This window comes from Pseudomonas sp. Y39-6, assembly GCF_023651955.1.
GTDB lineage: Bacteria > Pseudomonadota > Gammaproteobacteria > Pseudomonadales > Pseudomonadaceae > Aquipseudomonas > Aquipseudomonas veronii.
Window position 1 is genome coordinate 4,010,744 of sequence record NZ_CP069594.1, and the last position, 25,904, is coordinate 4,036,647.

A 25,904-nucleotide genomic window follows, 5' to 3' on the forward strand; every position below is an offset into this window, starting at 1 on the left:
CGAGCTTGCTCGCGAAAAGCGCAAGGACACCGCGTTCAACCAGCAGGCCGCGTCATCGTTAACGTTTTTCGCGAGCAAGCTCGCTCCTACAGGATTCTGCACGCATGAGTACCAGCCTCAAGGACTACCAACAGGTTCGCGGCCTGGCCATCCAGTCGCTGTTCGAGATCATCGAGCAGTCCAGCGAAGGCACGGTGATTGTCGACCGCGACGCGAACATCGTGTGGATGAACGAGCGCTACGCCAAGCGCTTCGGCCTCAAGAGCGCCGACGAAGCCATCGGCCAACCCTGCGAACAGGTCATCGCCAACAGCCTGTTGCGCCAGGTGGTGCGCAACGACCAGCCGATCCTGCTGGATATCCAGGACACGCCCAAAGGCCCGTTGGTGGTGATGCGCCTGCCGATCCACAACGACGCCGGCGCGGTGATCGGCGCCATCGGTTTTGCGCTGTTCGATGAGCTGCGCAACCTGTCGCCGCTGATCGAGCGTTACCTGAGCATGCAGCAAGAACTGGCGTCCACCCGCTCGCTGCTGCGTTCACGCCAGAGCAAGTACACCTTTGCGCACTTTATCGGCACCAGCGCCACCAGCCTCGAAGTCAAACGCCGCGCACGGCGCAGTGCGAGTGCCGAGTCGCCGGTGTTGCTGCTCGGCGAAACCGGCACCGGCAAGGAGTTGCTGGCCCAGGCGATCCACGGCGCCTCGACGCGGGCGCACAAGGCATTTGTCAGCATCAACAGCGCGGCCATTCCCCATGACCTGCTCGAAGCCGAGTTCTTCGGCACCGCGCCCGGCGCGTTTACCGGCGCCGACCGCAAAGGCCGCCCCGGCAAGTTGCAGATCGCCCAGGGCGGCACGCTGTTTCTCGATGAAATCGGCGACATGCCCCTGCCGCTGCAAAGCAAGCTGTTGCGGGTGTTGCAGGAGAAGGAATACGAACCGGTCGGCTCCAACGACATGCGGCACAGCGACGTGCGGGTGATCGCCGCCACGTCCATGGACCTGGAAGCGGCGATCAAACGCGGCGAGTTTCGCGCCGACCTGTATTACCGGCTGAATGTGCTGCCGATCCAGGTGCCGCCGTTGCGCGAACGCCTGGAGGATATTCCGGCGCTGAGCGAAGCGATCCTCGAAGACCTGCGCAGCCACCACGAACTGGACCGCGAGGCCCTGGCGCTGTTGGCGCGGCATGCATGGCCGGGGAATATCCGTGAACTGCGCAACGTGCTGGAACGCGCGGCGTTGTTGAGCGATGACCGGGTGTTGGGCGCGGCTGAGATTCGCGCCGCGATCGGCACGTTCAGCCCGGTGGCGCGCGAGGCGATGGAAACGTTCGAAGGCGAGACATTCGCGGCGGCGCGGGAGCGCTTCGATCGGCAGCTGATCACCGCGGCGCTCAAGGCCTGCGGCGGGAATGTGGTGGCCGCGGCCCAGCGCTTGGGGCTGGGCCGGTCGACCTTGTACAAGAAAATGGTCGCGCTGGGCCTGGCCACATCTCAATAAAGAGACAAAATTCTCAAAACAAAGACAATCCTTGTGGGAGGGGGCTTGCCCCCGATGGCAGTGCCTCAGTCAGCCTATTCTTTACAGAGCCACCGCTATCGGGGGCAAGCCCCCTCCCACCTTTGATGTGTTTTTGTCTCTGAATTGAGACCAGATCTGAAAAGCTTGTTCATGGATACAATAATATCTATTTATTTCAATAGGTTATGAACATGGCACGCATCTCGCTATAGCCCTCCTCCAACGCATCACCCCACAAAAATAACAATCTGATGGAGACACACCATGAGTGTGATCATTGCCTTGGCAGCCCTCGCGCTGCTGATGCTGGCTGCCTACCGTGGCTACAGCGTCATCTTGTTTGCCCCCATCGCCGCCCTCGGCGCTGTCCTGCTCACCGACCCGTCCGCGGTCGCTCCGGCGTTTACCGGGGTGTTCATGGAGAAAATGGTCGGTTTCATCAAACTGTATTTTCCGGTGTTCCTGCTCGGTGCCGTGTTCGGCAAGCTGATCGAGCTGTCGGGTTTCTCGCGCTCGATCGTGGCGGCCGCAATCCGCTTGCTCGGCACGCGCCAGGCGATGCTGGTGATCGTGCTGGTCTGCGCCCTGCTCACCTACGGCGGCGTGTCGCTGTTCGTGGTGGTGTTTGCGGTGTACCCGTTCGCGGCGGAGATGTTCCGCCAGAGCGACATCCCCAAGCGCCTGATCCCGGCGACCATCGCCCTCGGCGCGTTCTCGTTCACCATGGACGCGCTGCCCGGCACGCCGCAGATCCAGAACATCATCCCCAGCACGTTCTTCAACACCACCGCCTGGGCTGCGCCGTGGCTGGGGCTGATCGGCACGATCTTCGTGTTCTGCAGCGGCATGCTCTACCTGGCGCGCCAGCGCAACAAGGCGCAACGGGCCGGTGAAGGCTACGGCACCGAACTGCGCAACGAGCCGGAAACCGCCGAGAACCTGAGCCTGCCCAACCCCTGGATCGCGCTGTCGCCGCTGCTCCTGGTGGGCGTGATGAACCTGCTGTTCACCCACTGGATCCCGCAGTGGTACGGCAAGACCCACAGCCTCAGCCTGCCGGGCATGAGCGCGCCGGTGACCACCGAAATCGCCAAGCTCACCGCGATCTGGGCGGTGCAGGCGGCGTTGCTGGTGGGCATCGTGATGGTGCTGGTGTTCGGCTGGTCAGCGATCAAAAGCAAGCTCGCCGAAGGCAGTAAGAGCGCGGTCAGCGGTGCGCTGCTGGCGGCGATGAACACCGCCTCGGAATACGGCTTCGGTGCGGTGATCGCCTCGCTGCCGGGCTTTCTGGTGCTGGCGGACTGGCTCAAGGGCATCCCCAACCCGCTGGTCAACGAAGCGATTACCGTGACGCTGCTGGCCGGTATCACCGGCTCGGCGTCCGGCGGCATGAGCATCGCCCTGGCGGCGATGTCCGAGAGTTTCATTGCGGCGGCCCATGCGGCGAATATTCCCCTTGAAGTGCTGCACCGGGTCGCGGCCATGGCCAGCGGCGGCATGGACACCCTGCCCCACAACGGCGCGGTGATCACCTTGCTGGCGGTCACCGGGCTGACCCACCGCGAAGCCTACAAGGACATCTTCGGCATCACGATCATTAAGACCCTCGCGGTGTTCGTGGTGATCGGTACTTTCTACGCCACCGGCATTGTGTGAGGTTTTCATGACGAATTTGAACGGCAAGACCGCCCTGGTCACCGGCTCCACCAGCGGTATCGGCCTGGGCATAGCGCTGAGCCTGGCCGAGGCCGGCGCCAACCTGATCCTCAACGGCTTCGGCGACGCCAGCGCGGTGATCGCCCAGGTACAGGCGTTCGGCGGCAAGGTCGGGCATCACCCGGCGGACGTCAGCGACCCGGCGCAGATCGCCGACATGCTCGCCTACGCCGAGCGCGAATTCGGCGGCGTGGATATTCTGGTCAACAACGCCGGCATCCAGCATGTGGCGGCGGTGGACGAGTTTCCGGTGGAGCGCTGGGATGCGATCATCGCGATCAACCTGTCGTCGGTGTTCCACAGCACGCGCCTGAGCCTGCCGGGCATGAAGGCCAAGGGCTGGGGGCGCATCGTCAATATCGCCTCGGTGCATGGCCTGGTGGGTTCGGTGGGCAAGGCCGCCTACGTCGCGGCCAAGCATGGCGTGATCGGCCTGACCAAAGTGGTCGGCCTGGAAACCGCCACCAGCAACGTGACCTGCAACGCGATCTGCCCCGGCTGGGTGCTGACGCCGCTGGTGCAGAAGCAGATCGATGATCGCGCGGCCAACGGCGTCGACCCGCAGCAGGCGCAACATGATTTACTGGCAGAGAAGCAGCCGTCGCTGGAGTTCGTCACCCCGCCGCAACTGGGTGAGCTGGTATTGTTTTTGTGCAGCGAGGCCGGTGCCCAAGTGCGCGGCGCGGCATGGAACATCGATGGTGGTTGGCTGGCTCAATAGACCAAACACAGAAAATCCAATGTGGGAGGGGGCTTGCCCCCGATGGCGGAGTATCAGCTAGCACATGCGGTACTGACCCACTGCCATCGGGGGCAAGCCCCCTCCCACATTGGAACGCTATTGTTTGGAAGACCTGTACAAGAATAAGAGACGTGCTTATGTCCGAGATCCTCTGGCAACCCTCCGCCGAACGCATCCGCCACACCCGGATGGACCAGTTCCGGCGCTTTATCAATCAGCGCTACAGCGTGCAGCTCGACGACTACCCGGCGTTGCACCAGTGGAGCATCGACCAGCGCGCCGACTTCTGGCAGGCGATCGTGGCGTTTTTCGACGTGCAGTTTCGCAGCCCGCCCAGCGCGGTATTGATCGAAGGCGCCGCGATGCCCAGCGCCGAGTGGTTCCCCGGCGCAACCCTGAACTTTGCCGAGCACCTGCTGCGCCGTCGCGACGCTCACCCCGCCGTGGTCGCCATCAGCGAAGACGGCCAGCGCGAGCAACTGAGCTACGCCGAACTGGCGGCCCACGTCGCCGGCCTGCAACGCAGCCTGCGGGCGGCCGGGGTCGGGCTGGGCGATCGGGTTGCCGCGTGCATGCCCAACACCTGGCAAACCCTGGTCGGCATGCTGGCCACCACCAGCCTGGGCGCGATCTGGTCGTGCTCATCGCCGGACTTCGGCACCCAAGGCGTGATCGACCGTTTCGGCCAGATCGAGCCCAAGGTGCTGATCGCCTGCGCCGGTTACCGCTACGCCGGCAAAACCATCGATCAGAGCGCCAAGCTCAACGAGATCCTCGAACGCCTGCCCTCCCTGCAGCACCTGATCGTCGTGCCGTATGCCCGGCCCCAGGCGCGGGTCGAGGACTATCGGAGCGACGCCAATGTCGCGCTGTGGAGTGACTTCTACCAACCCGGCGGCACGCCTGAGTTCGTCGCGGTGCCGTTCGACCATCCGCTGTATATCCTCTATTCCAGCGGCACCACCGGCGTGCCCAAATGCATCATCCACGGCACCGGCGGCGTGCTGCTCACCCACCTCAAGGAGCACGGCCTGCATGCGGACCTGTCCCGCGAGGATTGCCTGTTCTACTACACCACCTGCGGCTGGATGATGTGGAACTGGCTGGTTTCGGTACTCGCGCTCGGCGCCACCGCCGTGCTGTACGACGGTTCGCCGTTTCACCCTGGCCCCGAGCGCTTGATCGACCTGATCGACGCGGAACGGATCAGCGTGTTCGGCACCAGCCCCAAGTTCCTCGCCACCCTGGAAAAAGCCGGCCTGCAGCCGCGCCTGAGCCATGACCTGAGCAGCCTCAAGGGCCTGATTTCGACTGGCTCGCCGCTGTCGCCGCAGAGCTACGACTACGTGTACCGCGAGATCAAGGCCGAGGTGTGCCTGTCATCGATGTCTGGCGGCACCGATATCGTCTCCTGCTTCGTCATCGGCAACCCGGTGCTGCCGGTACGCCGCGGCGAAATGCAATGCAAGAGCCTGGCGATGGCCATCGAGGTGTGGGACGACCAGGGGCGGCCGTTGCTCGGTGAAAAAGGCGAACTGGTGTGTACCCGGCACTTCCCCGCCATGCCCATCGGCCTGTGGAACGACCCGCAGCAGAAAAAGCTGCGCGCCTCCTATTTCAGCCAATTCCCCGGCGTGTGGGCCCAGGGCGACTACGCCGAACAGCGGCCCAACGGCAGCCTGCTGATTCACGGGCGCTCCGACGCGGTGCTCAACCCTGGCGGCGTGCGGATCGGCACCGCCGAGATCTATCGGCAGGTGGAAAAAGTCCCGCAAGTGCTGGAAAGCCTGGCCATTGGCCAACGCTGGCAAGACGATGTGCGAGTCGTGCTGTTCGTGCGACTCGACGACGGCGTCGAACTGGATGACGCCCTCGAACAGCAGATCCGCCAGGTGATCCGCGCCAATACCACACCACGCCATGTACCGGCGAAGATCCTCGCTGTCAGCGATATCCCGCGCACCATCAGCGGTAAGATCGTCGAACTGGCGGTGCGCAATGTGGTACACGGCGAACCGGTGAAAAACACCGACGCGCTGGCCAACCCGGAGGCCCTGGCACAGTTTCGCGACCGACCTGAGCTGGCGCTTTAAGATGAAAGGTTTCAGCGCCAACGCACTCATTTGCAGAAAAAAGCCCAATGCATGCTATTTTTCGGGGGTAGTCACCCACCGTTATCCCACCGGATAATCGCTGTTGTCATTTTTCAAAGCGTTACGCTCAGGGCTTTTTATGAAGGAAACATCCACCGGTAGCGAAGCCGCCGCATTGATTGCGCGGCTGGACTGGGCCAAAAACCCCCTCGGTGAGGCCAATGATTGGCCGCAAAGCCTGCGTACCGCCGTGGATATCGTCGTCCACTCGCCGATGCCGATGCAGCTGTTGTGGGGCCGCGAACTCATCCAACTCTACAACGACGCCTTCGCCCTGCTGGCGGGCAACAAGCACCCCGACGCGATGGGCCAGCCGGCGCACCAGACCTGGCCGGAATTGCACAGTTTCACCGCGCCGATCTATGACGCGGTCTTCAGCGGCCAGGTGCGCGCCTTCAGCGAGCAGCGCTTTGTGCTGCAACGCAACCAGCGCGACACCGAGATCTGGCTCGACCTGACCTACAGCCCGATCCGCGATGAACGCGGCAGCGTCGCCGGCATCCTCGTCACCGCCATCGAAACCAACGAACGCCGCCAGTTCACCCAGGAACTGCAACAGCGCTCCGAAGCCAGCCTCAAAGCCCAGCAAAGCACCGAGCAACGCCTGCGCCACCTCAACGAAAACCTCGAAGAGCGTGTGGCCCAGCGCACCCTGGCACTGGCCGAGGCCAACCAGCGCCTGCAAAACGAGATGGTCGAACGCGAACGCGCCGAAGACGCCCTGCGCCACGCGCAGAAGATGGAAGCGGTGGGCCAACTCACCGGCGGCATCGCCCATGACTTCAACAATATGCTCACCGGCATCATCGGCAGCCTGGACCTGATGCAACGCTACATCGCCGCCGGGCGCAGCGACGACATCGGCCGCTTTGCCGACGCCGCCGTGGCCTCCGCCCATCGCGCCGCCGCCCTCACCCACCGCCTGCTGGCGTTCTCGCGGCGCCAGTCACTGGACCGCCGCCCGCTCGACCCGAACCAGTTGGTGGCCTCGCTGGAAGACTTGTTCCAGCGCACCAAGGGCGCGCACATCACGCTCAAGGTGCAACTGGGCCACGATATCTGGCCGGTGAACAGCGACGCCAGCCAGTTGGAGAACGCCCTGCTCAACCTGGTGATCAACGCGCGGGATGCGATGCCCGATGGCGGCGAACTGCTGATCGAAACCGCCAACAGCTACCTCGACGGCACCGACATCACCACCCCGGAACCGGTCAAGGCCGGTGATTACGTGATGCTCGGCGTGCGCGACAACGGCACCGGCATGGCGCCGAAAATCCTGGCCAAAGCCTTCGATCCGTTTTTCACCACCAAGCCCATCGGCCAGGGCACCGGCCTGGGGCTGTCGATGATCTATGGCTTCGCCCAGCAATCCGGCGGCCATGTGACCCTCCACAGCGAACCGGGCCAGGGCACCTGCGTGCGCTTGTATCTGCCGCGCCTGCACGGCACTTCCCTGGCAAGCAGCTTGCCGGCCAGCCTCAGTGAGGCCGCGCCCGTGGCCCTGGCCGGAGAGGCTGTGGTGGTGGTCGAGGACGACCCGGCGGTACGCATGCTGGTGGTCAATGTCCTCGATGAACTGGGCTACACCGCGCACCAGGCCGCGGATGCACGCACGGCCTTGCCGCTGCTGGAATCGGACTTGCGCGTGGATTTGCTGGTGACCGACGTCGGTCTGCCGGGCATGAACGGCCGGCAACTGGCGGAAATCGCCCGTCAGCACCGCCCGGGCCTGCGCATCCTGTTCATGACCGGTTATGCGGAAAAAGCCGCCGAACGCCAGGGCTTTCTGGAAGACGGCATGGACATGGTGGCCAAGCCGTTTTCCATCGACGTGCTCGCCACCAAAATCCGCAGCATGATCAGCGTCGACGATCCAGTTCAGGCATAATCGCGCGCCGTCGCACACCCCGGTAGAGAACCATGAAAGCCCAAGCCCGCCATATCCTGGTGAAAACCAGTGAAGAAGCCGAACAGCTCAAGCAGCGCATCGCCAAGGGCGAAGCGTTCGACGTGCTGGCCAAGAAGTACTCCACCTGCCCGTCCGGCAAGCGCGGCGGCGATCTGGGCGAGATCCGGCCGGGGCAGATGGTCGGCGCGATTGATGCGGTGATCTTCAAGAAGCCGCTGCGGGTGGTGCATGGGCCGGTCAAGAGCAAGTTTGGGTATCACTTGGTGCAGGTGTTTTATCGGGATTGAGGGGTTGGCTTTAGGGCGCTATCGGGGGCAAGCCCCCTCCCACAGTTGACCGCATTGCGCGCACTGTGGGAGGGGGCTTGCCCCCGATCCGCCGCAGGCGGCCATTCACCGACTATCTAGGAATCAACGCCCCCGGCACCTGGATCACCCGGCTCGCCAACCGATGCCCGGCCAAGGCCGCCTCTTGCGGCGAGCCGCCCTTGATCCGACTGGCCAGGTACGCCGCGCTGAACGAGTCCCCCGCCGCCGTGGTGTCCACCACCGTCTCGACCGGCAACGCCGGCACCGCAAAACGCTGGCCTGCGCAACGGAGCAAACAGTCCTCGGCGCCGCGCTTGAGCACGACTTCCGCGACTGCCGGATACGCTGCGAACACCTGCTCGCTGTCGGCATGACCAAACAACGCGCGCTCGTCATCCTCGGTCAGCAAGGCCATATCCACCTCGGCCAACACTTTGTGATAGGCCGCACGCGCCGCCTCGACACTCGCCCACAAACGCGGCCGGTAGTTGTTGTCGAACACCACCCGGCCGCCGCGCCGACGGGTTTCGATCAAGGCCTGCAACAAGCGCTCGCGCCCGACTTCACCGAGCACCGCCAGGGTGATGCCGCTGAAATACACCACGTCATAGCCCGGCAACGCTGCCAGGATCGGTGCGGCGGCGGGCGTGGTGAAGCAGTCGCGCACGGCCGCTTCGTTGCGCCAGTAGAGGAATTTGCGCTCGCCGTTGGCGTCGGTCTGGATGCAGTACAACCCCGGCAACCGCCCGGGCAGGCGCTGGACCATGCTCAGGCCCAGGCCTTCGTCGGTCCACTGTTGGCACATGGCGTCGCTGAAGCTGTCATCGCCCAGGGCGGTGACGTAGTCGACGTGGCCGAGCGCCCCCAACTCGCGGCGCAGGTACACCGCGGCGTTCAGGGTGTCGCCGCCGAAGCTCTGGTGCAGGCTGCCGTCGGCGCGGTGTTGCAGTTCGATCATGCATTCGCCGATGAGGGCGATGCGGGGTGTGGTGTTCATGCCTGTTGTCTCCGGTGCGGCTGATGGCCCCTTCGCGGGCGAGCCCGCTCCTACCTTTGAATGTGTTCACACATCCAAAGGGCGCAGCGGGTTTGCTCACGATGGAGGCGACGCGGTCTAGAAGCAGGTATGCAGTGACTCGATCACCTGCAGTTGCTCATCCACCAGGCAACCGACCTGCCACTTGTCGAACGTCAGACACGGGTGGGAAGTGCCGAAGGAAATAATGTCGCCGATGCGCAGTTCAACCCCCGGCGCGACGCTCATGAACGCATGCTGGTCCATCACAGCCGTGACCTTGCACGCGCTCACATCATCGCCTTGCGCCGGCACGATCCCGGCCTTGTAGCGCTTGAGCGGCACCGGCAAACCGGCGTCGTAGGCCACATCGCGCTTGCCCAGGGCGACCACCGCGAAGCCAGGCTCAGGCAACGATTGCACGTGGGCCCAGACTTCCAACGCCGGGCGCAGGCCTTCGCTGAGGTCGCTGCGCCGGTCGAGCACGCAGCATTGCGCGTCTTTGTAGATGCCATGGTCATGGGCCACGTAGCTGCCGGGACGCAGCACGCTGAGGAAACGCCCGGCGGCGTTTTGCGCTTCGAAGGACTCGGCTATCAGGTCATACCAGGCCGATCCCGACGCGGTGACGATGGGCTTGGCCAGGTCGAACGAGCCGTTGTTCTGCAGGTCCACCGCCAGGCGCACCAGGCTCGCGGCGAAGTCGCGGATGCCAGTGATGGCGTGTTCGCCGTGGATCACGCCTTCGTAGCCTTCGATACCGGTCAGGGCCAGCGCCGGCTGGGCCTTGATCGCCGTGGCCAGGTCGCGCACCTCTTGCTCGCTGCGGCAACCGCAACGGCCGCCGACCACGCCGTACTCGATCATCACGTTCAGGCGCAGGCCACGGGCGGCGAAGAACAGGCCCAGGTCGGCGACGTTGTCCGGGTGGTCGACCAGGCAGTGGAAGTCGAAGTCCGCGTCGGCCAGCAAGTCGGCGATCAACGCCATGTTCGGCGCGCCCACCAGTTGGTTGGCCATCAACACACGGCGCACACCGCCGGCATAGGCGGCGCGGGTCTGTACCGCGCTGGCCAGGGTGATGCCCCAGGCACCAGCGGCGATCTGGCGCTGGAACAGGGCCGGCATCATGCTGGTTTTGCCATGGGGCGCAAGCTCGGCGCCGCTGTTGCTGACAAAGGCCTGCATCCAGCGGATGTTGTGTTCGAGGGCGTCGCGGTGCAGCACCAGGGCCGGCAGGCTGACGTCACGGACCAGATGGGCGCCGACAGCGGCGGCGCCCTTTGCAACGGCGTTGATGGCAGGCATGAACTGCTCCTATTCGTTGATGCGACGGGCCAGGTTGTTGGCGCTTTCGATCAACACCCGGCGGTAGTCGTTGTAGTTTTTACTGGCATCGGCGCGGGGCGCGACGATGCACAGGGTCGCAATGCTGACGCCCTGCGCGTCCCGGACCGGGGCGGCAAAGCAATGGGTAAAGGTGTCGGCCACGCTGTCGAAGGAAAAGAAGCCATCGACGCTGGCCTGACGGATCTGTGCGAGGAAGGTCTCCAGCGGCAAGCGCTGGCCGTCCGGCAGGATGAAATCGTCGGGGTCGATCAGGTCGACGATCTGCTGGTCGCTCAAATGCCCCAGCAACAGACGCCCGGACGCGGTCCACGGGATCGGTGCGTTTTCGCCGATGTCCGAGGAAATCCGGAAATGCCGCTCGCCTTCACGCATCAGCGCCACCGTGTATTTGCGCCCGTTGAGCAGGCACATCTGCGCGGTTTCGTGGGTCTGGCTGACGATTGCCTGCAAGGCGTGGTCGGCCTCGCGGGTCAGGTCGAAATGGCGCAGGTGCGCCTGACCGAGGAAGTACAGCTGACGGCCGAGGTAGACGTGCCCGTCCTTGCCCACGGTTTCCAGGATGCGGCGTTCCAGTAAGGAGGCGACCAACTCGTAGACCGTGGACTTGGGGCTGCCGATGCCGCTGGCGATATCATTCGGGCGCAGGGGCTGGCCGACTTCCTTGAGGAAATCGAGGATATCGAATGCACGGTCCAGGCCTTTGGCGCGGCGTTTGATGGTGTCTTCGGTCATGGAAGTTTCGGTCCGCTGAAAGGTATGTGCTGCACAGTGATCCCTTGTGGGAGGGGGCTTGCCCCCGATTGCAGTGTGTCAGTCAACACATCTGTTACTGGAGTACCGCTATCGGGGGCAAGCCCCCTCCCACATTGGATCTACTGTGGTTTCAAGAGTGGGGCATTTAGCCCTTTTTCTTGTAGGCCACGCAATCGATCTCGACCTTGCAATCCACCATCATGTTGGCCTGCACGCAGGCACGTGCCGGGGCGTGTTCGGGGCTGAAGTATTCGCCGAAGACTTTGTTGAAGCTCCAGAAATCCCGTGGGTCTTCCAGCCACACGCCGACGCGCACCACGTCGTTCAAGGCGTAGCCAGCCTCTTCGAGAATCGCCACCACGTTGCGCATCGTCTGGCGGGTTTGCTCGACGATACCGCCGCTGATGATTTCACCGTCCACCGCTGGCACCTGGCCCGAGACGTAGAGCCAGCCGTCCGCTTCCACCGCGCGGGCGAAAGGCCGAGGCTGGCCGCCGCCGGCGGTGCTGCCGGTGCCGTAACGAGTAATGCTCATAAATAGTGCTCCTTGACTGACAGTTAAAAACGAATGTTCTTCAGGAATTCCGCCAGGCGCGGCGACTGCGGGCGTTCGAAGATGTCCTTCGCCGAGCCCTGTTCTTCAATGCGCCCCTGGTTCATGAAGACGATTTTGTCCGAGACTTCGTAGGCAAAGCGCATCTCATGGGTCACCAGCAACATGGTCATGCCCTCTTCCGCCAGGCCCTTGATCACACTGAGTACTTCGCCCACCAGTTCCGGGTCGAGGGCCGAGGTGACTTCGTCGAACAGCATCAGGCTGGGGTTCATCGCAATCGCACGGGCGATGGCCACGCGCTGTTGCTGGCCGCCGGACAACTGGCCGGGGAAGTGATTGCGGCGTTCCAGGAGCCCTACACGGTCCAACCATTTTTCCGCCAAGGCCACGGCTTCGTCCTTAGGCATTTTCTTAACTTTCAACAAGCCCAGGGTGACGTTCTGCAGCGCCGTCAGGTGCGGGAACAGGTTGAACTGCTGGAAGGCCATGCCGGTCATGGCGCGGTGCTGGGCGATCACCCGCTCCGGGTGGCGCACGCGCTTGCCGGCGATGTCGCTGTAGCCGATGGACTCGCCATCCAGGCTGATCTGCCCGCCCTGGAACTCTTCGAGCAGGTTGACGCAGCGCAGCAGCGTGGTCTTGCCCGAGCCGCTGGAGCCGATCAACGTCACCACGTTGCCGCGCTGCATGGACAGGTCGACGCCCTTGAGCACTTCCACCGTGCCGTATTGTTTGCGCAGGCCGCGAATGTCCAGCAGCGGTTGGGTCGTTTGAGGTTGGTTCATGGCAAGGCCACCCGCTTTTCAATGTAGCGCCCGAATAACTCGATGGCGTAGTTGATGACAAAAAACAGAACACCCGCGAACAGGTAGAACTCCAGGGTCATGAAGGTGCGCGCGATCACCTGCTGGGTGCTGAGCAGCAACTCGGCGACACCGATCACCGACAGCAGGGTCGAGGCCTTGACGATTTCCGTGGAGGAATTGACCCAGGTCGGCAAAATCTGCCGCAGCGCCTGGGGCAACAGCACGTAGCCCAGGGACTGGTGGAACGTCAGGCCAATCGCCTTGCCCGCTTCCATTTGCCCGCGGGGAATGGCCTGCAGCGCACCGCGCACGATCTCGGCGACATGGGAGCCGCAGAACAGCGTCAGCCCGACCGCACCGGCCTGGAACGCGCTGATCTGCCAACCGAGCGCCGGCAGCATGTAGAAACACGCCAGCACCAGCACAAACACCGGCGTGCCACGGATCAGGTCGACATACAGACGAAACGGCAGGCGCATCCAGAATCTGCCGTAGGTCAGGATCAACCCGGCGACGATGCCGATCAGGGTGCCGAAGATAATCGCCAGCGCCGAGACATAGACGCTGGCCTGGAACCCGGCCCAGAGGGTGTCCCGGGCGATCCACAACTCATGCAGCCAGTTGGGGGATTGGTACATGCGAGCCTCTTCTAACGACGGATTGCCAGACGCTGCTCCAGGTAACGCAGCAGCATGGCGATCAGGTAACAGGCGGCCACGTAGAGCGCGGTCGTGACCAGCCAGGTTTCAATCACCCGGTAGCTTTCGACGTTGATCTTGCGGGCGTAATAGGTCAGCTCCGGCACCGCGATCGCGGCGGCCAGCGAGGTGTCCTTGAACAGCGAAATGAAGTTGTTCGACAGCGCTGGCAGCACGTTGCGCAGCATCACCGGCACGGTGATATAGGCGCGGATCCGCCACTCGCCCAGGCCGATGGCCAACCCGGCTTCGCGCAAGCCCTTGGGAATATTCAGCAGCCCGGCGCGGAACACTTCGGTCAGGTAGGCACCGGCGTACAGCGACAGGGTGATGATGAACGACGGGATCTTGTCCAGGCGGATACCCAGGCTGGGCAAGGCGAAGTAGATCAACAGGATCAGCACCAGGATCGGCGTATTGCGCACCACCGTCACATACACCGAGGCCAACAGGCGCAGCGCGCGGTGCTTGGACAGCATGGCAAACGCCATCAGCAGGCCGATCACGCAACCGATGGCGATCGACAGCAGCGCCAGTTCGAGGCCCAGCCACAGCCCCGCCAGCAAGGTGTCGAAGTCGCGCCACACGGCGGCAAAGTTCAACTGATAGTTCATAGTCGACAGTACCTGATGGGGGCGCCGTTCGCGGCGCCCCGGTTTTCACGAATCACTTGAACTCGACGGGGAAACCAATCGCCGGCTCCGGCAGGTCGACGCCAAACCATTGCTTGAACGAGGCCTTGTAGGTGGGGAATTCCACACCGGTCATGGCTTCGTGCAGTGCGGTGTTGACGAAGTTCAGCCAGTCCTGGTCGCCACGCTTGACCGCGCACGCGTAGGTTTGCGGGCTCCAGGCATACGCCGGGCTGCGGTAGCGCCCAGGGTTCTGCACCATCAGGTACTTGACCGAAGACTGGTCGGTGGCGGCGGCATCGGCGCGGCCGGAGTTCACCGCCTGGTACATCAGGTCGACGCTGTCGTACTGGTCGACCTTGGCCTTGGGCAGCGCCTGGTGGACCAGTTCTTCGGCGTAGACGTTTTGCAGCACGGCCACGGTGACGCCGTCGCCAGCAGCCTGCAGGTCCTCGATTTCCTTGTATTTGCTGTTGTTCGGCAGCAGCAGGCCGACGCCTTCGCGGTAGTACGGCAAGGTAAACGCCACCTGCTGCGCACGGCTGGCGGTGACGGTAATGAACTGGCAACTCATGTCGACTTTGTCGGTCAGCAGGTTGGGAATCCGCGCGTCGGAGGACTGCACCACAAACTCGACCTTGCTCGGGTCATTGAACAAGCCCTTGGCCACGATGCGGCCGATGTCGATATCAAACCCCTGCAACTTGCCATCCGCTCCCTGGAAGTGCCACGGCGCATTGGTACTGCCTGTACCCACGATCAGATGCCCACGCTTGAGCACATCATCGAGCTTGCTACCCGCCGCCTGCACAGTGCTTGCGAGGGAAGCCGATGCGGCGAAGAGAAAAACACACGCTTTGAACACGGAAGGTCGGTGATGCATGACAAGCACTCCAGGAATTGTGTATTCCGCTATACCGGAACTTAGTATGTAACAACGGAATAGACAGCAGAAAGTGTGCCATACGCACGAGTGGGAAAATAGGTTGGGAATAAACTCGTTTTAAATCAGCGATATAAACATTCATGCGGCACAAGGCGTATCGCCAGCAGGTGCAATCCCTCTGCTACCCAAGGCCCCACACTGTGGTGACAGGCTCACCTGGGTGCACCAGCCTGGCGTTACCGCGCACCGTGGCAGTGCGCGCACTTGAACGGGTTCTGACGGGCGTGCGAGCGACCTGTGAAGTTTGACAGTAGACGCAGGCGTTCTTCCCACCTAGCGTAAGCGCAGGTGCAACAGGGAGAAGCCCTCGTGAACTATGTCAACGCGGTGGTTGAGGACAAGGCTGCGTTTGAACGGGAACTGAATACCCCGCAGCCTGTGTTTATCGTGTTCATGTCACATGACTGCACCGCGTGCAGTGACGCGATGCCGCGCTTCATGCGAATCAGCGAGCGTTACAAGGACCAGGCCAAAGTCTTGATCCTTGACTGCGTCAACACGCCCAAGCATCCGCGTGTCGACCGCATTCCAATGCTGCTGATCTACCGCGACCAGGTACTGCTCGACGCCCTCCCCGGCCTTGCCGAAGACGCGCTGGAAAGCGCCTTCAAGCGGTACACCCAAGCCTATCCGGCCACGCCTGTGGCACCGCCCCCCGGAAAACCTGCATGAACCGTGGCGTCCGGCAACTCGCCGGCAATGGACTCAAGAATATCGGTCATGCTCAACACGCCGATGAACTCACCGCACTCATTGATCACGAAGGCGATGTGGGTCGAGGCCTGGCGCATCTGTTCCAGGGCGTTGAGGATCGAGCAACTCGCCAGCAAGTTGATCGCCCGGCGCGCCAGTTGCTCAAGGTCCGGTTCGTTGCCGGCCAGGTAATCCTTGAGCAATTCCTTCTTATGCACAAAACCTAATGGCTCATCGACAGCACCGTTGCGGATCAACGGCAGGCGCGAGCAGGACGAACGCATCAGTTTCAGGCGGATAGTATCGCGATCGTCCGCCAAATCGATAAAGTCGACCTTGGCCCGTGGCGTCATCAAGCTGCGGATCGGCCGCGCGGCCAGTTGCAGCACGCCGCTGATCATTACGCGCTCACGTCGGTCGAACAGCGGGCCCTGAGTCACATCCGGCTCACCCAGCAGGTCAGCCACCTCTTCGCCCAGCTCTTCCTGCGCCAGACTGCGACCGCCGAGCAAGCGCATCACCGCATGGGCGGTGCGCTCACGCACGGGCAACACGCCTTGCGCCGACTTCTTGCGCCGGGCCCGGGCAATCTGGTTGAACACCTCGATCAGGATCGAGAAACCAATCGCCGCATACAGGTAGCCCTTCGGAATGTGGAAGCCCAGGCCTTCGGCGGTCAGGGCGAAACCGATCATCATCAAGAAGCCCAGGCACAGCATGATCACCGTCGGGTGCGCGTTGACGAAGCGGGTCAGCGGCTTGCTCGCGACGATCATCAGGCCGATGGAAATAATCACCGCGATCATCATCACCGCCAACTCATCGACCATGCCCACGGCGGTAATCACCGCGTCGAGGGAGAACACCGCGTCGAGCACCACGATCTGCGCGACGATCGGCCAGAACATCGCATAAGCCACATTGCCCGAGCGTTGCGCCACATGGCCTTCAAGGCGTTCATGCAATTCCATGGTGGCCTTGAACAACAGGAACACACCGCCGAACAGCATGATCAGGTCACGCCCGGAGAAGCTCTTGTCGAACACCTCGAACAACGGCTGGGTGAGGGTCACCAACCAGGAAATACTCGCCAGCAAGCCCAGGCGCATCAGCAAGGCCAGGGACAAGCCGATCAACCGCGCACGGTCGCGCTGCTCCGGCGGCAACTTGTCCGCCAGGATCGCGATAAACACCAGGTTGTCGATGCCCAGCACCAGTTCCAACACAATCAACGTCAACAGGCCAAGCCAGGCCGTAGGGTCCGCTAACCATTCCATTTATAGAGTCTCTTTATCGGTGTTCAGAATGCCGGGCACGGCAAAGCGCGGTCAGGGGACCGGGAAAGGGTTAACCATTGGAATACGAGGTGCTTCAGCGGGAACAGCGACAGCGGTTGTCTTGGAGAAAGACGACTGGGGGGCTCCGAAAGGGCGTTCATGCAAGTCCTGAAATAACAAAAGGACCTCAATCCTACATTCGAAATACAAATTCCCTACAACACAAAACCATTACAAAACCTGTCCCCCCCCCCCCCCTAACACCCCATGTGGGAGGGGGCTTGCCCCCGATGACGGTGTATCAGCCAGCATATGAGTAACTGAAAAACCACTATCGGAAGCAAGTCAAATCGTCGCACCACCCCTCCCACACTTTGACCTGTGGCGTGTCAGGCTTTACGGGTCGCTTCATCCAGCGCCAATATGGTATGAGCATTCGTGACCGTGGTCGCAAGGGTGTTGATCACCCCCGACCGCAACGCCCCCAACGTGGCCGCCGCCTTGGTGTTCTCGCTGGCAATCGCCACCACATCCGGAATCCGGAACAACTCCTGCACCGTCAGCCCGATCACCCGCCCCTGGATGGCGTTGACCGCCGGCTGCCCGTGGATATCGATAAAGTCATACCCCATCATGTCGCCCACCGTGCCGGACAACCGCGCCTGGGCAATCTCCTGGGGCGAGAACCAGCCCATGCGTACCATGTTGCTGTTCTCGCTCATGTCGCCGATGCCGATCAGCGCAATGTCGGCACGCCGCGCCCGATCGAGGGTCGAGCGCACCGTGTCGTTATTGATCAGCACGCCGCGCAGTTCCGGGTTGGCCACCAGGGCCGGCGCGTACAGGCTTTCACTCTCGCCGCCAAAGCGCAGGGCCAGGCGCCGGCAGATATGGTCGGGGTTCATGTATTCGCCAGCCTTGAGCGAACCGCCGATGGCGCAGACAAATGTGCAATTGCGCGTCACCGGCAGGAACACGTTATCGGCCACCGCGCCAACGTTACGGCCCATGCCCACGGCGACGATCATGCCGTCGCTCAAAGTCTTGTTCAGGTAATTGGCCACCAGGCTGGCGACGGCCGAGCGCTGGGTGTCGGGGTCGCTGTGGTCGACGGCGATCAGGGCACGGTCGAGCTTGAAGCGCTCCACCAAGGCGCGTTCCAGCTCATTGTTCATCGCCGGGTGCTGCAACACGCGCACTTCGACAATGCCTTCATCGCGCGCACGTTTGAGCAGGCGGCTGACTTTTGCCCGCGACAGGTCAAAGCGCTTGGCAATGGCTTCCTGAGTGACGTTTTCGAGGTAATAGAGCATCGCCACTTCGGTCATCTGATCGATATCGCTGGCAATGCGCTGGCTACTGTCACTCATGGGGACGGGCTTCCGTTTCGGCGTCAAAGGCACATTCTCCCGACTCTTGCCCCGCCACGTCCACTACTGATGCCCATCGCGCTCGATCGCATTGATGCGCGCGACCTTGGCCCCGGAACGCGCCGCCTCGAACTCCGAGGCCAGGAACGCAGTGACGATGCTCTTGGCCAGCTCGGCGCCGATCACCCGTGCGCCGATGGACAGGATCTGCGCATCGTTGCTCTTGCGCGCGCGCTCCGCCGAGTACGTGTCATGGGCCTGTGCCGCGCGAATCCCCAACACCTTGTTCGCCGAGATGGCCATGCCGATCCCGGTGCCGCATACCAGCACGCCCAGGCGCTGCTGCCCGGCATTGATGGCATTGGCCACGGCCAGCGCGATGTCCGGATAGAGCACCGGCGCGGTGGAATGGGTGCCGAAGTCGGTCACCGGGTAGCCCAGCGTCTCGATATGGCGCTTTAACAGCTCTTTGAGCTCAAAACCCGCTTCATCGCATCCGATAGCCACCGGGAAAGGTGTGTTCATGGCGTCTGGCTCCGCTGCCGAGGTCGTACTTATGACTGATCAGATGATCACTCAGTGAAATATCGTTCAGTCATTTCGCGGGCATCACCCCCTCTCTGTCAAGCATGATTTAACTGACCCGGCAGTCAAAGCGGTCTAGAAAGGCGTTATTGGCGAAAAACATCAGAATCCCAGCTTTTACATGAAAGAGATTGACTGATCAGAATTTCATTTGATACACATATGCTCACAGCGAAACATGACTGTGCGACCTAATAAGAATTCACAGCACGAGGACACGCCGATGGCCACGCCATTACTGCTCCAGGCTGAACACGTCGCCAAGGCTTACGCCGGTATCCCTGCCCTGCGTGACGGGCGCCTCTCTCTGCGTGCCGGCAGCGTCCACGCCCTGTGCGGCGGTAATGGCGCGGGCAAGTCGACGTTCCTGAGCATCCTGATGGGCATCACCCCGCGCGACGCCGGCACCATCCTGCTCAACGGCACAGCGGTGCAGTTCAACCGCCCGAGTGAAGCCCTGGCATCGGGGATCGCAATGATCACCCAAGAGCTGGAACCCATCCCCTACATGACCGTCGCCGAAAATATCTGGCTGGGCCGCGAACCACGCCGCGCCGGCTGCATCGTCGACAACAAGGCCCTGAACCGGCGCACCCGCGAGCTGCTCGAAAGCCTGGAGTTCGACGTCGACGCCAGCAGCCCGATGCACCGCCTCAGCGTGGCGCAGATCCAACTGGTGGAAATCGCCAAGGCGTTCAGCCATGACTGCCAGGTGATGATCATGGACGAACCCACCTCAGCCATCGGCGAGCACGAAGCGCAGACCCTGTTCAAGGCGATCCGCCGCCTCACCGCCCGTGGCGCCGGCATCGTGTATGTATCGCACCGCTTGAGCGAACTGGCGCAGATCGCCGATGACTACAGCATCTTCCGCGACGGCGCCTTCGTGGAAAGCGGGCGCATGGCAGATATCGACCGCGACCATTTGGTGCGCGGCATCGTCGGCCAGGAACTGACGCGCATCGACCACAAGGTCGGCCGCGAATGCGCCGCCGCCACCTGCCTGCAGGTCGACAATCTGAGCCGTAAAGGCGAGTTCCACGACATCAGCCTGCAACTGCGCCAGGGCGAGATCCTTGGCATCTATGGCCTGATGGGTTCGGGGCGCAGCGAGTTCCTCAATTGCATCTACGGGCTGACGGTGGCCGATTCCGGCAACGTCACCCTGCAAGGCAAGCCCATGCCGATCGGGCAGCCCAAGGCAACCATCGACGCCGGCATGTCGCTGGTCACCGAAGACCGCAAAGACAGCGGCCTGGTGCTGACCGGCAGCATTCTGTCGAACATCGCCCTGTCGGCCTACAAACGCCTGTCGAGTTGGTCGCTGATCAACGCGCGCAAGGAAACCCGCTTGGCCCAGGACATGGTCAAGCGCCTGCAGATCAAGACCGCCTCCCTGGAACTGCCGGTGGCCTCCATGAGCGGCGGCAACCAGCAGAAAGTCGTGCTCGCCAAATGCCTGTCGACCGAACCGGTGTGCCTGCTGTGCGACGAGCCCACTCGCGGCATCGACGAAGGCGCCAAGCAGGAGATCTACCACCTGCTCGACCAGTTCGTGCGTGCCGGCGGCGCCGCCATCGTGGTGTCGTCGGAAGCCCCGGAACTGCTGCATTTGAGCGATCGCATCGCCGTATTCAAAGGCGGCCGGCTGGTGACCATCAGCACCGACACCGCCCTTTCCCAGGAAGCCTTGTTGAGTCTTGCCTCATGAATGCCAAAACCCTGTCCACCCCAGCCACCTCCATCACCGCCGCGCCGCGCAACCGCCTGCGCCTGTCCCTCGACCGCTTCGGCCTGCCGCTGGTGTTTATCCTGCTGTGCGTGGTGATGGCGTTTTCCAGCGAATACTTCATGACCTGGCGCAACTGGATGGACATCCTGCGCCAGACCTCCATCAACGGCATCCTCGCCGTGGGCATGACCTACGTGATCCTGACCAAGGGCATCGACCTGTCCGTGGGTTCGATCCTGGCGTTTGCCGGACTGTGCAGCGCGATGGTCGCGACCCAGGGCTACGGCCTGCTGGCGGCGGTGAGCGCCGGGATGTTCGCCGGGGCGATGCTCGGCGTGGTGAACGGCTTCATGGTCGCCAACCTGTCGATCCCGCCGTTCGTGGCCACCCTCGGCATGCTCAGCATTGCGCGCGGCATGACCTTCATCCTCAACGACGGCAGCCCGATCACCGACCTGCCAGATGCCTACCTAGCACTGGGTATCGGCAAGATCGGCCCGATCGGCATCCCCATCATCATCTTTGCCGTGGTCGCGCTGATCTTCTGGATGGTGCTGCGCTACACCACTTACGGCCGCTATGTGTACGCGGTGGGCGGCAATGAAAAGAGCGCGCGCACCTCCGGCATCGGCGTGCGCAAGGTGATGTTTTCGGTGTACGTGGTCTCGGGCCTGCTCGCCGGGCTGGCCGGCGTGGTGTTGTCGGCGCGCACCACTTCCGCCCTGCCCCAGGCTGGGGTGTCCTATGAGCTGGACGCGATTGCCGCCGTGGTGATCGGCGGCACCAGCTTGTCGGGCGGCACCGGCAGCATTGTCGGCACGCTGTTCGGCGCGCTGTTGATCGGCGTGATCAACAACGGGCTGAACCTGCTCGGTGTGTCGTCCTATTACCAGCAGGTCGCCAAGGGCCTGATCATCGTGTTCGCAGTACTGATCGACGTGTGGCGCAAGAAAAAACGCTAGAGAACGACCCAACTACAACAATAACGGAGTTCCCCTCATGAAACTTGGTACCACCTTGGCCGCCGTGGCGGCCCTCTCCCTGCTCGCCAGCAGTATCGCCGTGGCCGCCGACGGCAAGACCTACAAGGTCGGCGCAGCCGTCTACGGCCTCAAGGGCCAGTTCATGCAGAACTGGGTCCGCGAGCTCAAGGAACACCCGGCGGTCAAGGACGGCACCGTGCAATTGACCGTATTCGACGGCAATTACGACGCCCTGACGCAGAACAACCAGATCGAAAACATGGTGACCCAACACTACGACGCGATCCTGTTCGTGCCCATCGACACCAAGGCCGGCGTCGGCAGTGTGAAGCAGGCCATGAGCAACGACGTGGTGGTGATCGCCTCCAACACCAAAGTGGCCGACGCCGCCGTGCCGTATGTGGGCAACGACGACGTCGAAGGCGGCCGCCTGCAGGCCCAGGCCATGGTCGACAAGCTCAACGGCAAGGGTAACGTGGTGATCATCCAGGGCCCGATTGGCCAGTCGGCGCAGATCGACCGGGAAAAAGGCGAGCTGGAAGTGCTGGGCAAACACCCCGGCATCAAGATCATCGAGAAAAAAACCGCCAACTGGGACCGCGCCCAGGCCCTGTCGCTGACTGAAGACTGGCTCAACGCCCACCCCAAAGGCATCAACGGCGTGATCGCGCAGAACGACGACATGGCCCTGGGCGCTGTGCAGGCCCTGAAGTCCCACGGACTGACCTCCAAGGACGTGCCCGTCACCTCGATCGACGGCATGCCGGATGCGATCCAGGCGGCGAAGAAAGACGAAGTCACCACCTTCCTCCAGGACGCCCAGGCCCAGTCCCAAGGCGCATTGGACGTGGCATTGCGCGCCCTCGCCGGCAAGGACTACACACCGCAATCGGTGATCTGGGAACGTTATGCCAAGGACGTGAAATGGGCTGACGGCACCGCCAAGACCTACATCCTGCCGTGGGTGCCGGTGACCAACGCCAATGCCGACGCGCTGTACCAACAAGTCAGCGGCGGCAAGTAACTACTGGCTTAAAACACACTCAAGTGTGGGAGCAAGTGTGGGAGCAAATGTGGGAGGGGGCTTGCCCCCGATAGCGGTGCACCAGTGATAGATCAGGTGACTGACACACCGCCATCGGGGGCAAGCCCCCTCCCACATTGAATCTCCAGTGCTATTAAAAGAGGAGTCATTCATGTCTGGATTCTGGAACCAAGCCTTCGACCTCACCGGCCGTTGCGCGGTGATCACCGGCGGTGCCGCCGGCATCGGCCTGGCCTGCGCCAGCCTGCTGGTCGAACGCGGCGCGCGGGTGGCGCTGCTGGACCGCGACCCGGCGGTGGTGGCCGTGGCCGCCAGCCTCGGCGCCGAGCATCTGGGCATTGCCGTCGACCTCAGCCAGATCGACCAGGTGCAACACAGCGTCGACCGGGTTTTCGCCCACTTCCAACGCCTCGATTACCTGATCAACAGCGCCGGCGTGGCCTTGCTGGACAAGGCCATCGACGTCAGCGAAAGCGCCTGGGACACCACCCTCGACATCAACCTCAAGGCCAGCTTCTTCGTCGCCCAGGCCTGCGCCCGGCACATGCTCGCCCAGGGCGGCGGGCGCATCGTCAACCTGGCCTCCCAGGCCGCGGTGATCGGCCTGGACCGGCATGTCGCGTATTGCGCGAGCAAAGCGGCCATCGTCGGCATGACCAAGGTATTGGCCATGGAATGGGCGCCACAGATCAACGTCAACGCCATCTCCCCCACCATCGTCGAGACCGCGCTGGGCAAGCAGGCCTGGGCCGGCGAAGTCGGCGAACGGGCCAAATTGCAGATCCCGGCGGGCCGCTTTGCCCAGCCGGAAGAAATCGCCGGGCTGGCGCTGTACCTGCTCAGCGACGCGGCACAAATGGTCACCGGCGCCAACATGGTGATCGACGGCGGCTACAGCATTCAATAATTCATCTATTTGTCGTGAGGTTTTGTCATGTCCACCGTTACCGAACGCACGCCCGAGCAACTCACCCCGATCATCCCGAAAACCATGCAGGCCGTGGTCTGCCATGGTCCGGAAGACTACCGCCTGGAAACCGTCGACGTGCCCACCCCCGGCCCCGATGAAATCCTCACCAAGGTCGAGCTGTGCGGCATTTGCATGGGCGACATCAAGACCTATCGCGGCGCCCCGTCGTTCTGGGGCGACGCCGAGCAACCGCGCTACGTCAAGCCGCCGATGATCCCCGGCCACGAATTCGTCTGCCGCGTGGTGGCCCTCGGCCCCGGCGCGGAAAAGCGTGGGGTGAAGGTCGGCGACCGGGTGATCTCGGAACAGATCGTGCCGTGCTGGGGTTGCCGCTTCTGCAACCACGGCCAGTACTGGATGTGCCAGAAACACGACCTGTATGGCTTCCAGAACAATGTGCAGGGCGCCATGGCGCAGTACATGATCTTCACCAAGGAAGGCATCATCCATAAGGTGCCGGACTCGATTGCGCCGGACGAGGCGATCCTGATCGAACCGCTGGCCTGCTCGCTGCACGCGGCGGAGCGCGCCAATGTAGATTTCGACGACGTGGTGGTGGTCGCCGGCGCCGGTACGCTGGGCCTGGGGATCATCGGCGCGGTACGCATGCGCAATCCGAAAAAACTGATCGTGCTCGACATGAAACCCGAACGCGCCGCCCTCGCCCTGCGCATGGGCGCCGACGAAGTGTGGAACCCGGCCGAGGTGGACGTGCTGGCGAAGATCCGCGCAATCACCGACGGCTACGGCTGCGACATCTATATCGAAGCCACCGGTCATCACAAGGCCGTCAACCAGGGCCTGGCGATGCTGCGCAAACTCGGGCGTTTCGTTGAGTTCAGCGTGTTCAACGACGAGGCTACGGTGGATTGGTCGATCATCGGCGACCGCAAGGAACTGGACATCCTCGGCTCGCACCTGGGGCCGTACATGTACCCGCGCGCCATCGACTTTATCGGCAACCGCAAGATCGACATGCGTGACGTGGTGACCCACAAGTTCGCCCTGGCGGACTTCAAGGAAGCGTTTGCGGTGATGGAGCGAGGCGACAAATCACTCAAGGTCGTCCTCGAACCCTAAGCACACCACACTGAACAGCTGTGAACCCTTAAAACAAGAACACAGGAACCCGCGTTATGAATCGAGTCATCAACGATCCGGACCACGTGGTCGAGGACATGCTGCGCGGCATCCTGGTCGCGCATCCGCAATTGCGCCAGTACGAAACCAATCCACGGGTCATCGTCAAAGCCAAACCGTCGGGCCAAGGCCGCGTCGGCATCGTCACCGGCGGCGGCTCGGGCCATGAGCCGGCTTTCCTCGGCTACGTCGGCCCCGGCCTGGTCGACGCCGTGGCCGTCGGCGAGATTTTTTCCTCGCCCACCGCCAAGAGCTTCTTCGATGCGTTCCGCGCCGCCGACCACGGCGCTGGCGTGGCCTGCCTGTACGGCAACTATGCCGGCGACAACATGAACGTGAAGCTGGCGATGAAAATGGCCGCCAGCAAAGACATGCGTATCCGCACCGTGGTCGCCAACGACGACGTGGCGTCCGCGCCCAAGGCCGAGATCGCCAAGCGGCGCGGCGTGGCCGGGGAAATCTTCATGTGGAAGATCGGCGGTGCCGCCGCTGCCCAGCACTACGACCTGGACGGTGTGATCCGCGTCACCCAGAAAGCCGTCGACCATTGCCGCTCGATCGGCATCGGCCTCACCCCCTGCACCATTGCCGCCGTGGGCAAGCCGAACTTCGAGATTGCGGACGGCCAGATGGAACTGGGCATCGGCCATCACGGCGAACCGGGCATCGAAGTCATCCCGATCGAACCCGCCGCCGCCATGGCCGAGCGCATGCTCGCGCCGATCCTCGCCGACCGCGACTTCAGCCAGGACGACAGCGTGGTGGTGCTGGTCTCCGGCCTCGGCGCCACGCCGGTGATGGAGCTGTATATTTTCTACGCCGAGGTGGAACGCCAACTCACCGCCAAGGGTTTGAAAATCCACCGTTGCTACGTGGGCAACTACTTCACGTCCCTGGAAATGATGGGCGTGACCCTGACCCTGCTCGGCCTCGACACCGAGCTGAAAACCCTGATCGACCAACCCTGCCGTTCCATCGGCATGACCCAGGCGGAGTGAA

At 62.9% G+C, this 25,904-nt stretch carries 23 protein-coding genes and 1 pseudogene; 13 read left to right on the top strand and 11 right to left on the bottom strand.

The features are described 5' to 3' along the window. Positions 1-104 precede the first annotated feature (104 nt). The 6 genes from JN756_RS18065 to JN756_RS18090 all read left to right on the top strand — a co-directional run bounded on the left by JN756_RS18065 (position 105) and on the right by JN756_RS18090 (position 8,333). Positions 105-1,505, top strand: a complete 1,401-nt coding sequence (locus JN756_RS18065; RefSeq protein WP_201021149.1) for a sigma-54 interaction domain-containing protein — start codon at positions 105-107, stop codon at positions 1,503-1,505. Positions 1,506-1,790: 285 nt separating this feature from the next. Further along, complete coding sequence (locus JN756_RS18070; protein WP_046383116.1) at positions 1,791-3,182, top strand: GntP family permease; 1,392 nt, start codon at positions 1,791-1,793, stop codon at positions 3,180-3,182. Between the two features lie 7 nt (positions 3,183-3,189). Then, positions 3,190-3,963: a 3-hydroxybutyrate dehydrogenase gene (locus JN756_RS18075; RefSeq protein ID WP_017846642.1), complete on the top strand. Its 774-nt coding sequence runs from the start codon at positions 3,190-3,192 to the stop codon at positions 3,961-3,963. Between the two features lie 158 nt (positions 3,964-4,121). After that, a complete protein-coding gene (locus JN756_RS18080; RefSeq protein ID WP_169865650.1) occupies positions 4,122-6,077 on the top strand; it encodes an acetoacetate--CoA ligase in 1,956 nt (651 codons plus the stop codon). A 139-nt stretch (positions 6,078-6,216) separates the two neighbouring features. Beyond that, a complete protein-coding gene (locus tag JN756_RS18085) occupies positions 6,217-8,025 on the top strand; it encodes an ATP-binding protein (RefSeq protein ID WP_057005437.1) in 1,809 nt (602 codons plus the stop codon). A 32-nt stretch (positions 8,026-8,057) separates the two neighbouring features. Continuing rightward, positions 8,058-8,333 (top strand): peptidylprolyl isomerase, encoded by a 276-nt coding sequence (locus JN756_RS18090; RefSeq protein ID WP_046383114.1) that lies wholly within the window; start codon positions 8,058-8,060, stop codon positions 8,331-8,333. Positions 8,334-8,445: 112 nt separating this feature from the next. Here JN756_RS18090 and JN756_RS18095 read toward each other — a convergent pair whose 3' ends face one another. The 8 genes from JN756_RS18095 to JN756_RS18130 form a co-directional block, all read right to left on the bottom strand. After that, the gene (locus JN756_RS18095) at positions 8,446-9,351 is read right to left on the bottom strand and encodes a sugar kinase (RefSeq protein WP_201021150.1); all 906 of its coding nucleotides are present in this window, start codon (positions 9,349-9,351) and stop codon (positions 8,446-8,448) included. Between the two features lie 117 nt (positions 9,352-9,468). Beyond that, positions 9,469-10,677: an amino acid deaminase gene (locus JN756_RS18100; RefSeq protein ID WP_017846647.1), complete on the bottom strand. Its 1,209-nt coding sequence runs from the start codon at positions 10,675-10,677 to the stop codon at positions 9,469-9,471. Between the two features lie 9 nt (positions 10,678-10,686). Beyond that, complete coding sequence (locus JN756_RS18105) at positions 10,687-11,451, bottom strand: IclR family transcriptional regulator (RefSeq protein WP_046385252.1); 765 nt, start codon at positions 11,449-11,451, stop codon at positions 10,687-10,689. 166 nt (positions 11,452-11,617) lie between these two features. Next, complete coding sequence (locus tag JN756_RS18110) at positions 11,618-12,007, bottom strand: RidA family protein (protein ID WP_017846649.1); 390 nt, start codon at positions 12,005-12,007, stop codon at positions 11,618-11,620. Positions 12,008-12,030: 23 nt separating this feature from the next. Then, positions 12,031-12,813 (bottom strand): amino acid ABC transporter ATP-binding protein, encoded by a 783-nt coding sequence (locus tag JN756_RS18115; protein ID WP_017846650.1) that lies wholly within the window; start codon positions 12,811-12,813, stop codon positions 12,031-12,033. Beyond that, positions 12,810-13,472 (bottom strand): amino acid ABC transporter permease, encoded by a 663-nt coding sequence (locus JN756_RS18120; protein ID WP_201021151.1) that lies wholly within the window; start codon positions 13,470-13,472, stop codon positions 12,810-12,812. Before JN756_RS18120 ends, JN756_RS18115 begins: the two co-directional genes overlap by 4 nt. Before the next feature lie 11 nt (positions 13,473-13,483). Next, positions 13,484-14,146 carry an amino acid ABC transporter permease gene (locus JN756_RS18125; protein WP_046383111.1) on the bottom strand — a complete coding sequence of 221 codons (663 nt, stop codon included), beginning with the start codon at positions 14,144-14,146 and terminating at the stop codon, positions 13,484-13,486. Positions 14,147-14,198: 52 nt separating this feature from the next. Continuing rightward, the gene (locus JN756_RS18130) at positions 14,199-15,047 is read right to left on the bottom strand and encodes a transporter substrate-binding protein (protein WP_017846653.1); all 849 of its coding nucleotides are present in this window, start codon (positions 15,045-15,047) and stop codon (positions 14,199-14,201) included. 372 nt (positions 15,048-15,419) lie between these two features. Here JN756_RS18130 and JN756_RS18135 point away from each other — a divergent pair, with 372 nt between their 5' ends. Further along, positions 15,420-15,782, top strand: coding sequence for a thioredoxin family protein (locus JN756_RS18135; protein WP_057005440.1), 363 nt, complete (start codon positions 15,420-15,422; stop codon positions 15,780-15,782). A 2-nt stretch (positions 15,783-15,784) separates the two neighbouring features. Here the strand turns inward: JN756_RS18135 and JN756_RS18140 are convergent. From JN756_RS18140 to rpiB, 3 genes and pseudogenes are all read right to left on the bottom strand, one after another. Next, positions 15,785-17,080 (bottom strand): annotated as a pseudogene (locus tag JN756_RS18140) (TerC family protein); the annotation flags it as partial. 389 nt (positions 17,081-17,469) lie between these two features. Then, a complete protein-coding gene (locus tag JN756_RS18145; protein WP_017846656.1) occupies positions 17,470-18,450 on the bottom strand; it encodes a sugar-binding transcriptional regulator in 981 nt (326 codons plus the stop codon). A gap of 63 nt (positions 18,451-18,513) precedes the next feature. Beyond that, the gene (gene rpiB, locus JN756_RS18150) at positions 18,514-18,975 is read right to left on the bottom strand and encodes a ribose 5-phosphate isomerase B (protein WP_017846657.1); all 462 of its coding nucleotides are present in this window, start codon (positions 18,973-18,975) and stop codon (positions 18,514-18,516) included. Positions 18,976-19,258: 283 nt separating this feature from the next. Between rpiB and JN756_RS18155 the strand changes: the two genes are divergently transcribed. The 6 genes from JN756_RS18155 (at position 19,259) to JN756_RS18180 (ending at position 25,903) form a co-directional block, all read left to right on the top strand. Continuing rightward, positions 19,259-20,746: a sugar ABC transporter ATP-binding protein gene (locus JN756_RS18155; RefSeq protein ID WP_046383108.1), complete on the top strand. Its 1,488-nt coding sequence runs from the start codon at positions 19,259-19,261 to the stop codon at positions 20,744-20,746. Then, positions 20,743-21,729: an ABC transporter permease gene (locus JN756_RS18160; protein WP_017846659.1), complete on the top strand. Its 987-nt coding sequence runs from the start codon at positions 20,743-20,745 to the stop codon at positions 21,727-21,729. Before JN756_RS18155 ends, JN756_RS18160 begins: the two co-directional genes overlap by 4 nt. A 37-nt stretch (positions 21,730-21,766) precedes the next feature. Next, complete coding sequence (locus tag JN756_RS18165; RefSeq protein ID WP_201021152.1) at positions 21,767-22,774, top strand: substrate-binding domain-containing protein; 1,008 nt, start codon at positions 21,767-21,769, stop codon at positions 22,772-22,774. A 172-nt stretch (positions 22,775-22,946) separates the two neighbouring features. Beyond that, positions 22,947-23,702 (top strand): SDR family oxidoreductase, encoded by a 756-nt coding sequence (locus JN756_RS18170; RefSeq protein ID WP_126588297.1) that lies wholly within the window; start codon positions 22,947-22,949, stop codon positions 23,700-23,702. 27 nt (positions 23,703-23,729) lie between these two features. Continuing rightward, the gene (locus JN756_RS18175) at positions 23,730-24,845 is read left to right on the top strand and encodes an MDR/zinc-dependent alcohol dehydrogenase-like family protein (protein WP_046383106.1); all 1,116 of its coding nucleotides are present in this window, start codon (positions 23,730-23,732) and stop codon (positions 24,843-24,845) included. A gap of 56 nt (positions 24,846-24,901) precedes the next feature. Next, positions 24,902-25,903 carry a dihydroxyacetone kinase subunit DhaK gene (locus JN756_RS18180; protein WP_108526400.1) on the top strand — a complete coding sequence of 334 codons (1,002 nt, stop codon included), beginning with the start codon at positions 24,902-24,904 and terminating at the stop codon, positions 25,901-25,903. Position 25,904: the final 1 nt, after the last annotated feature.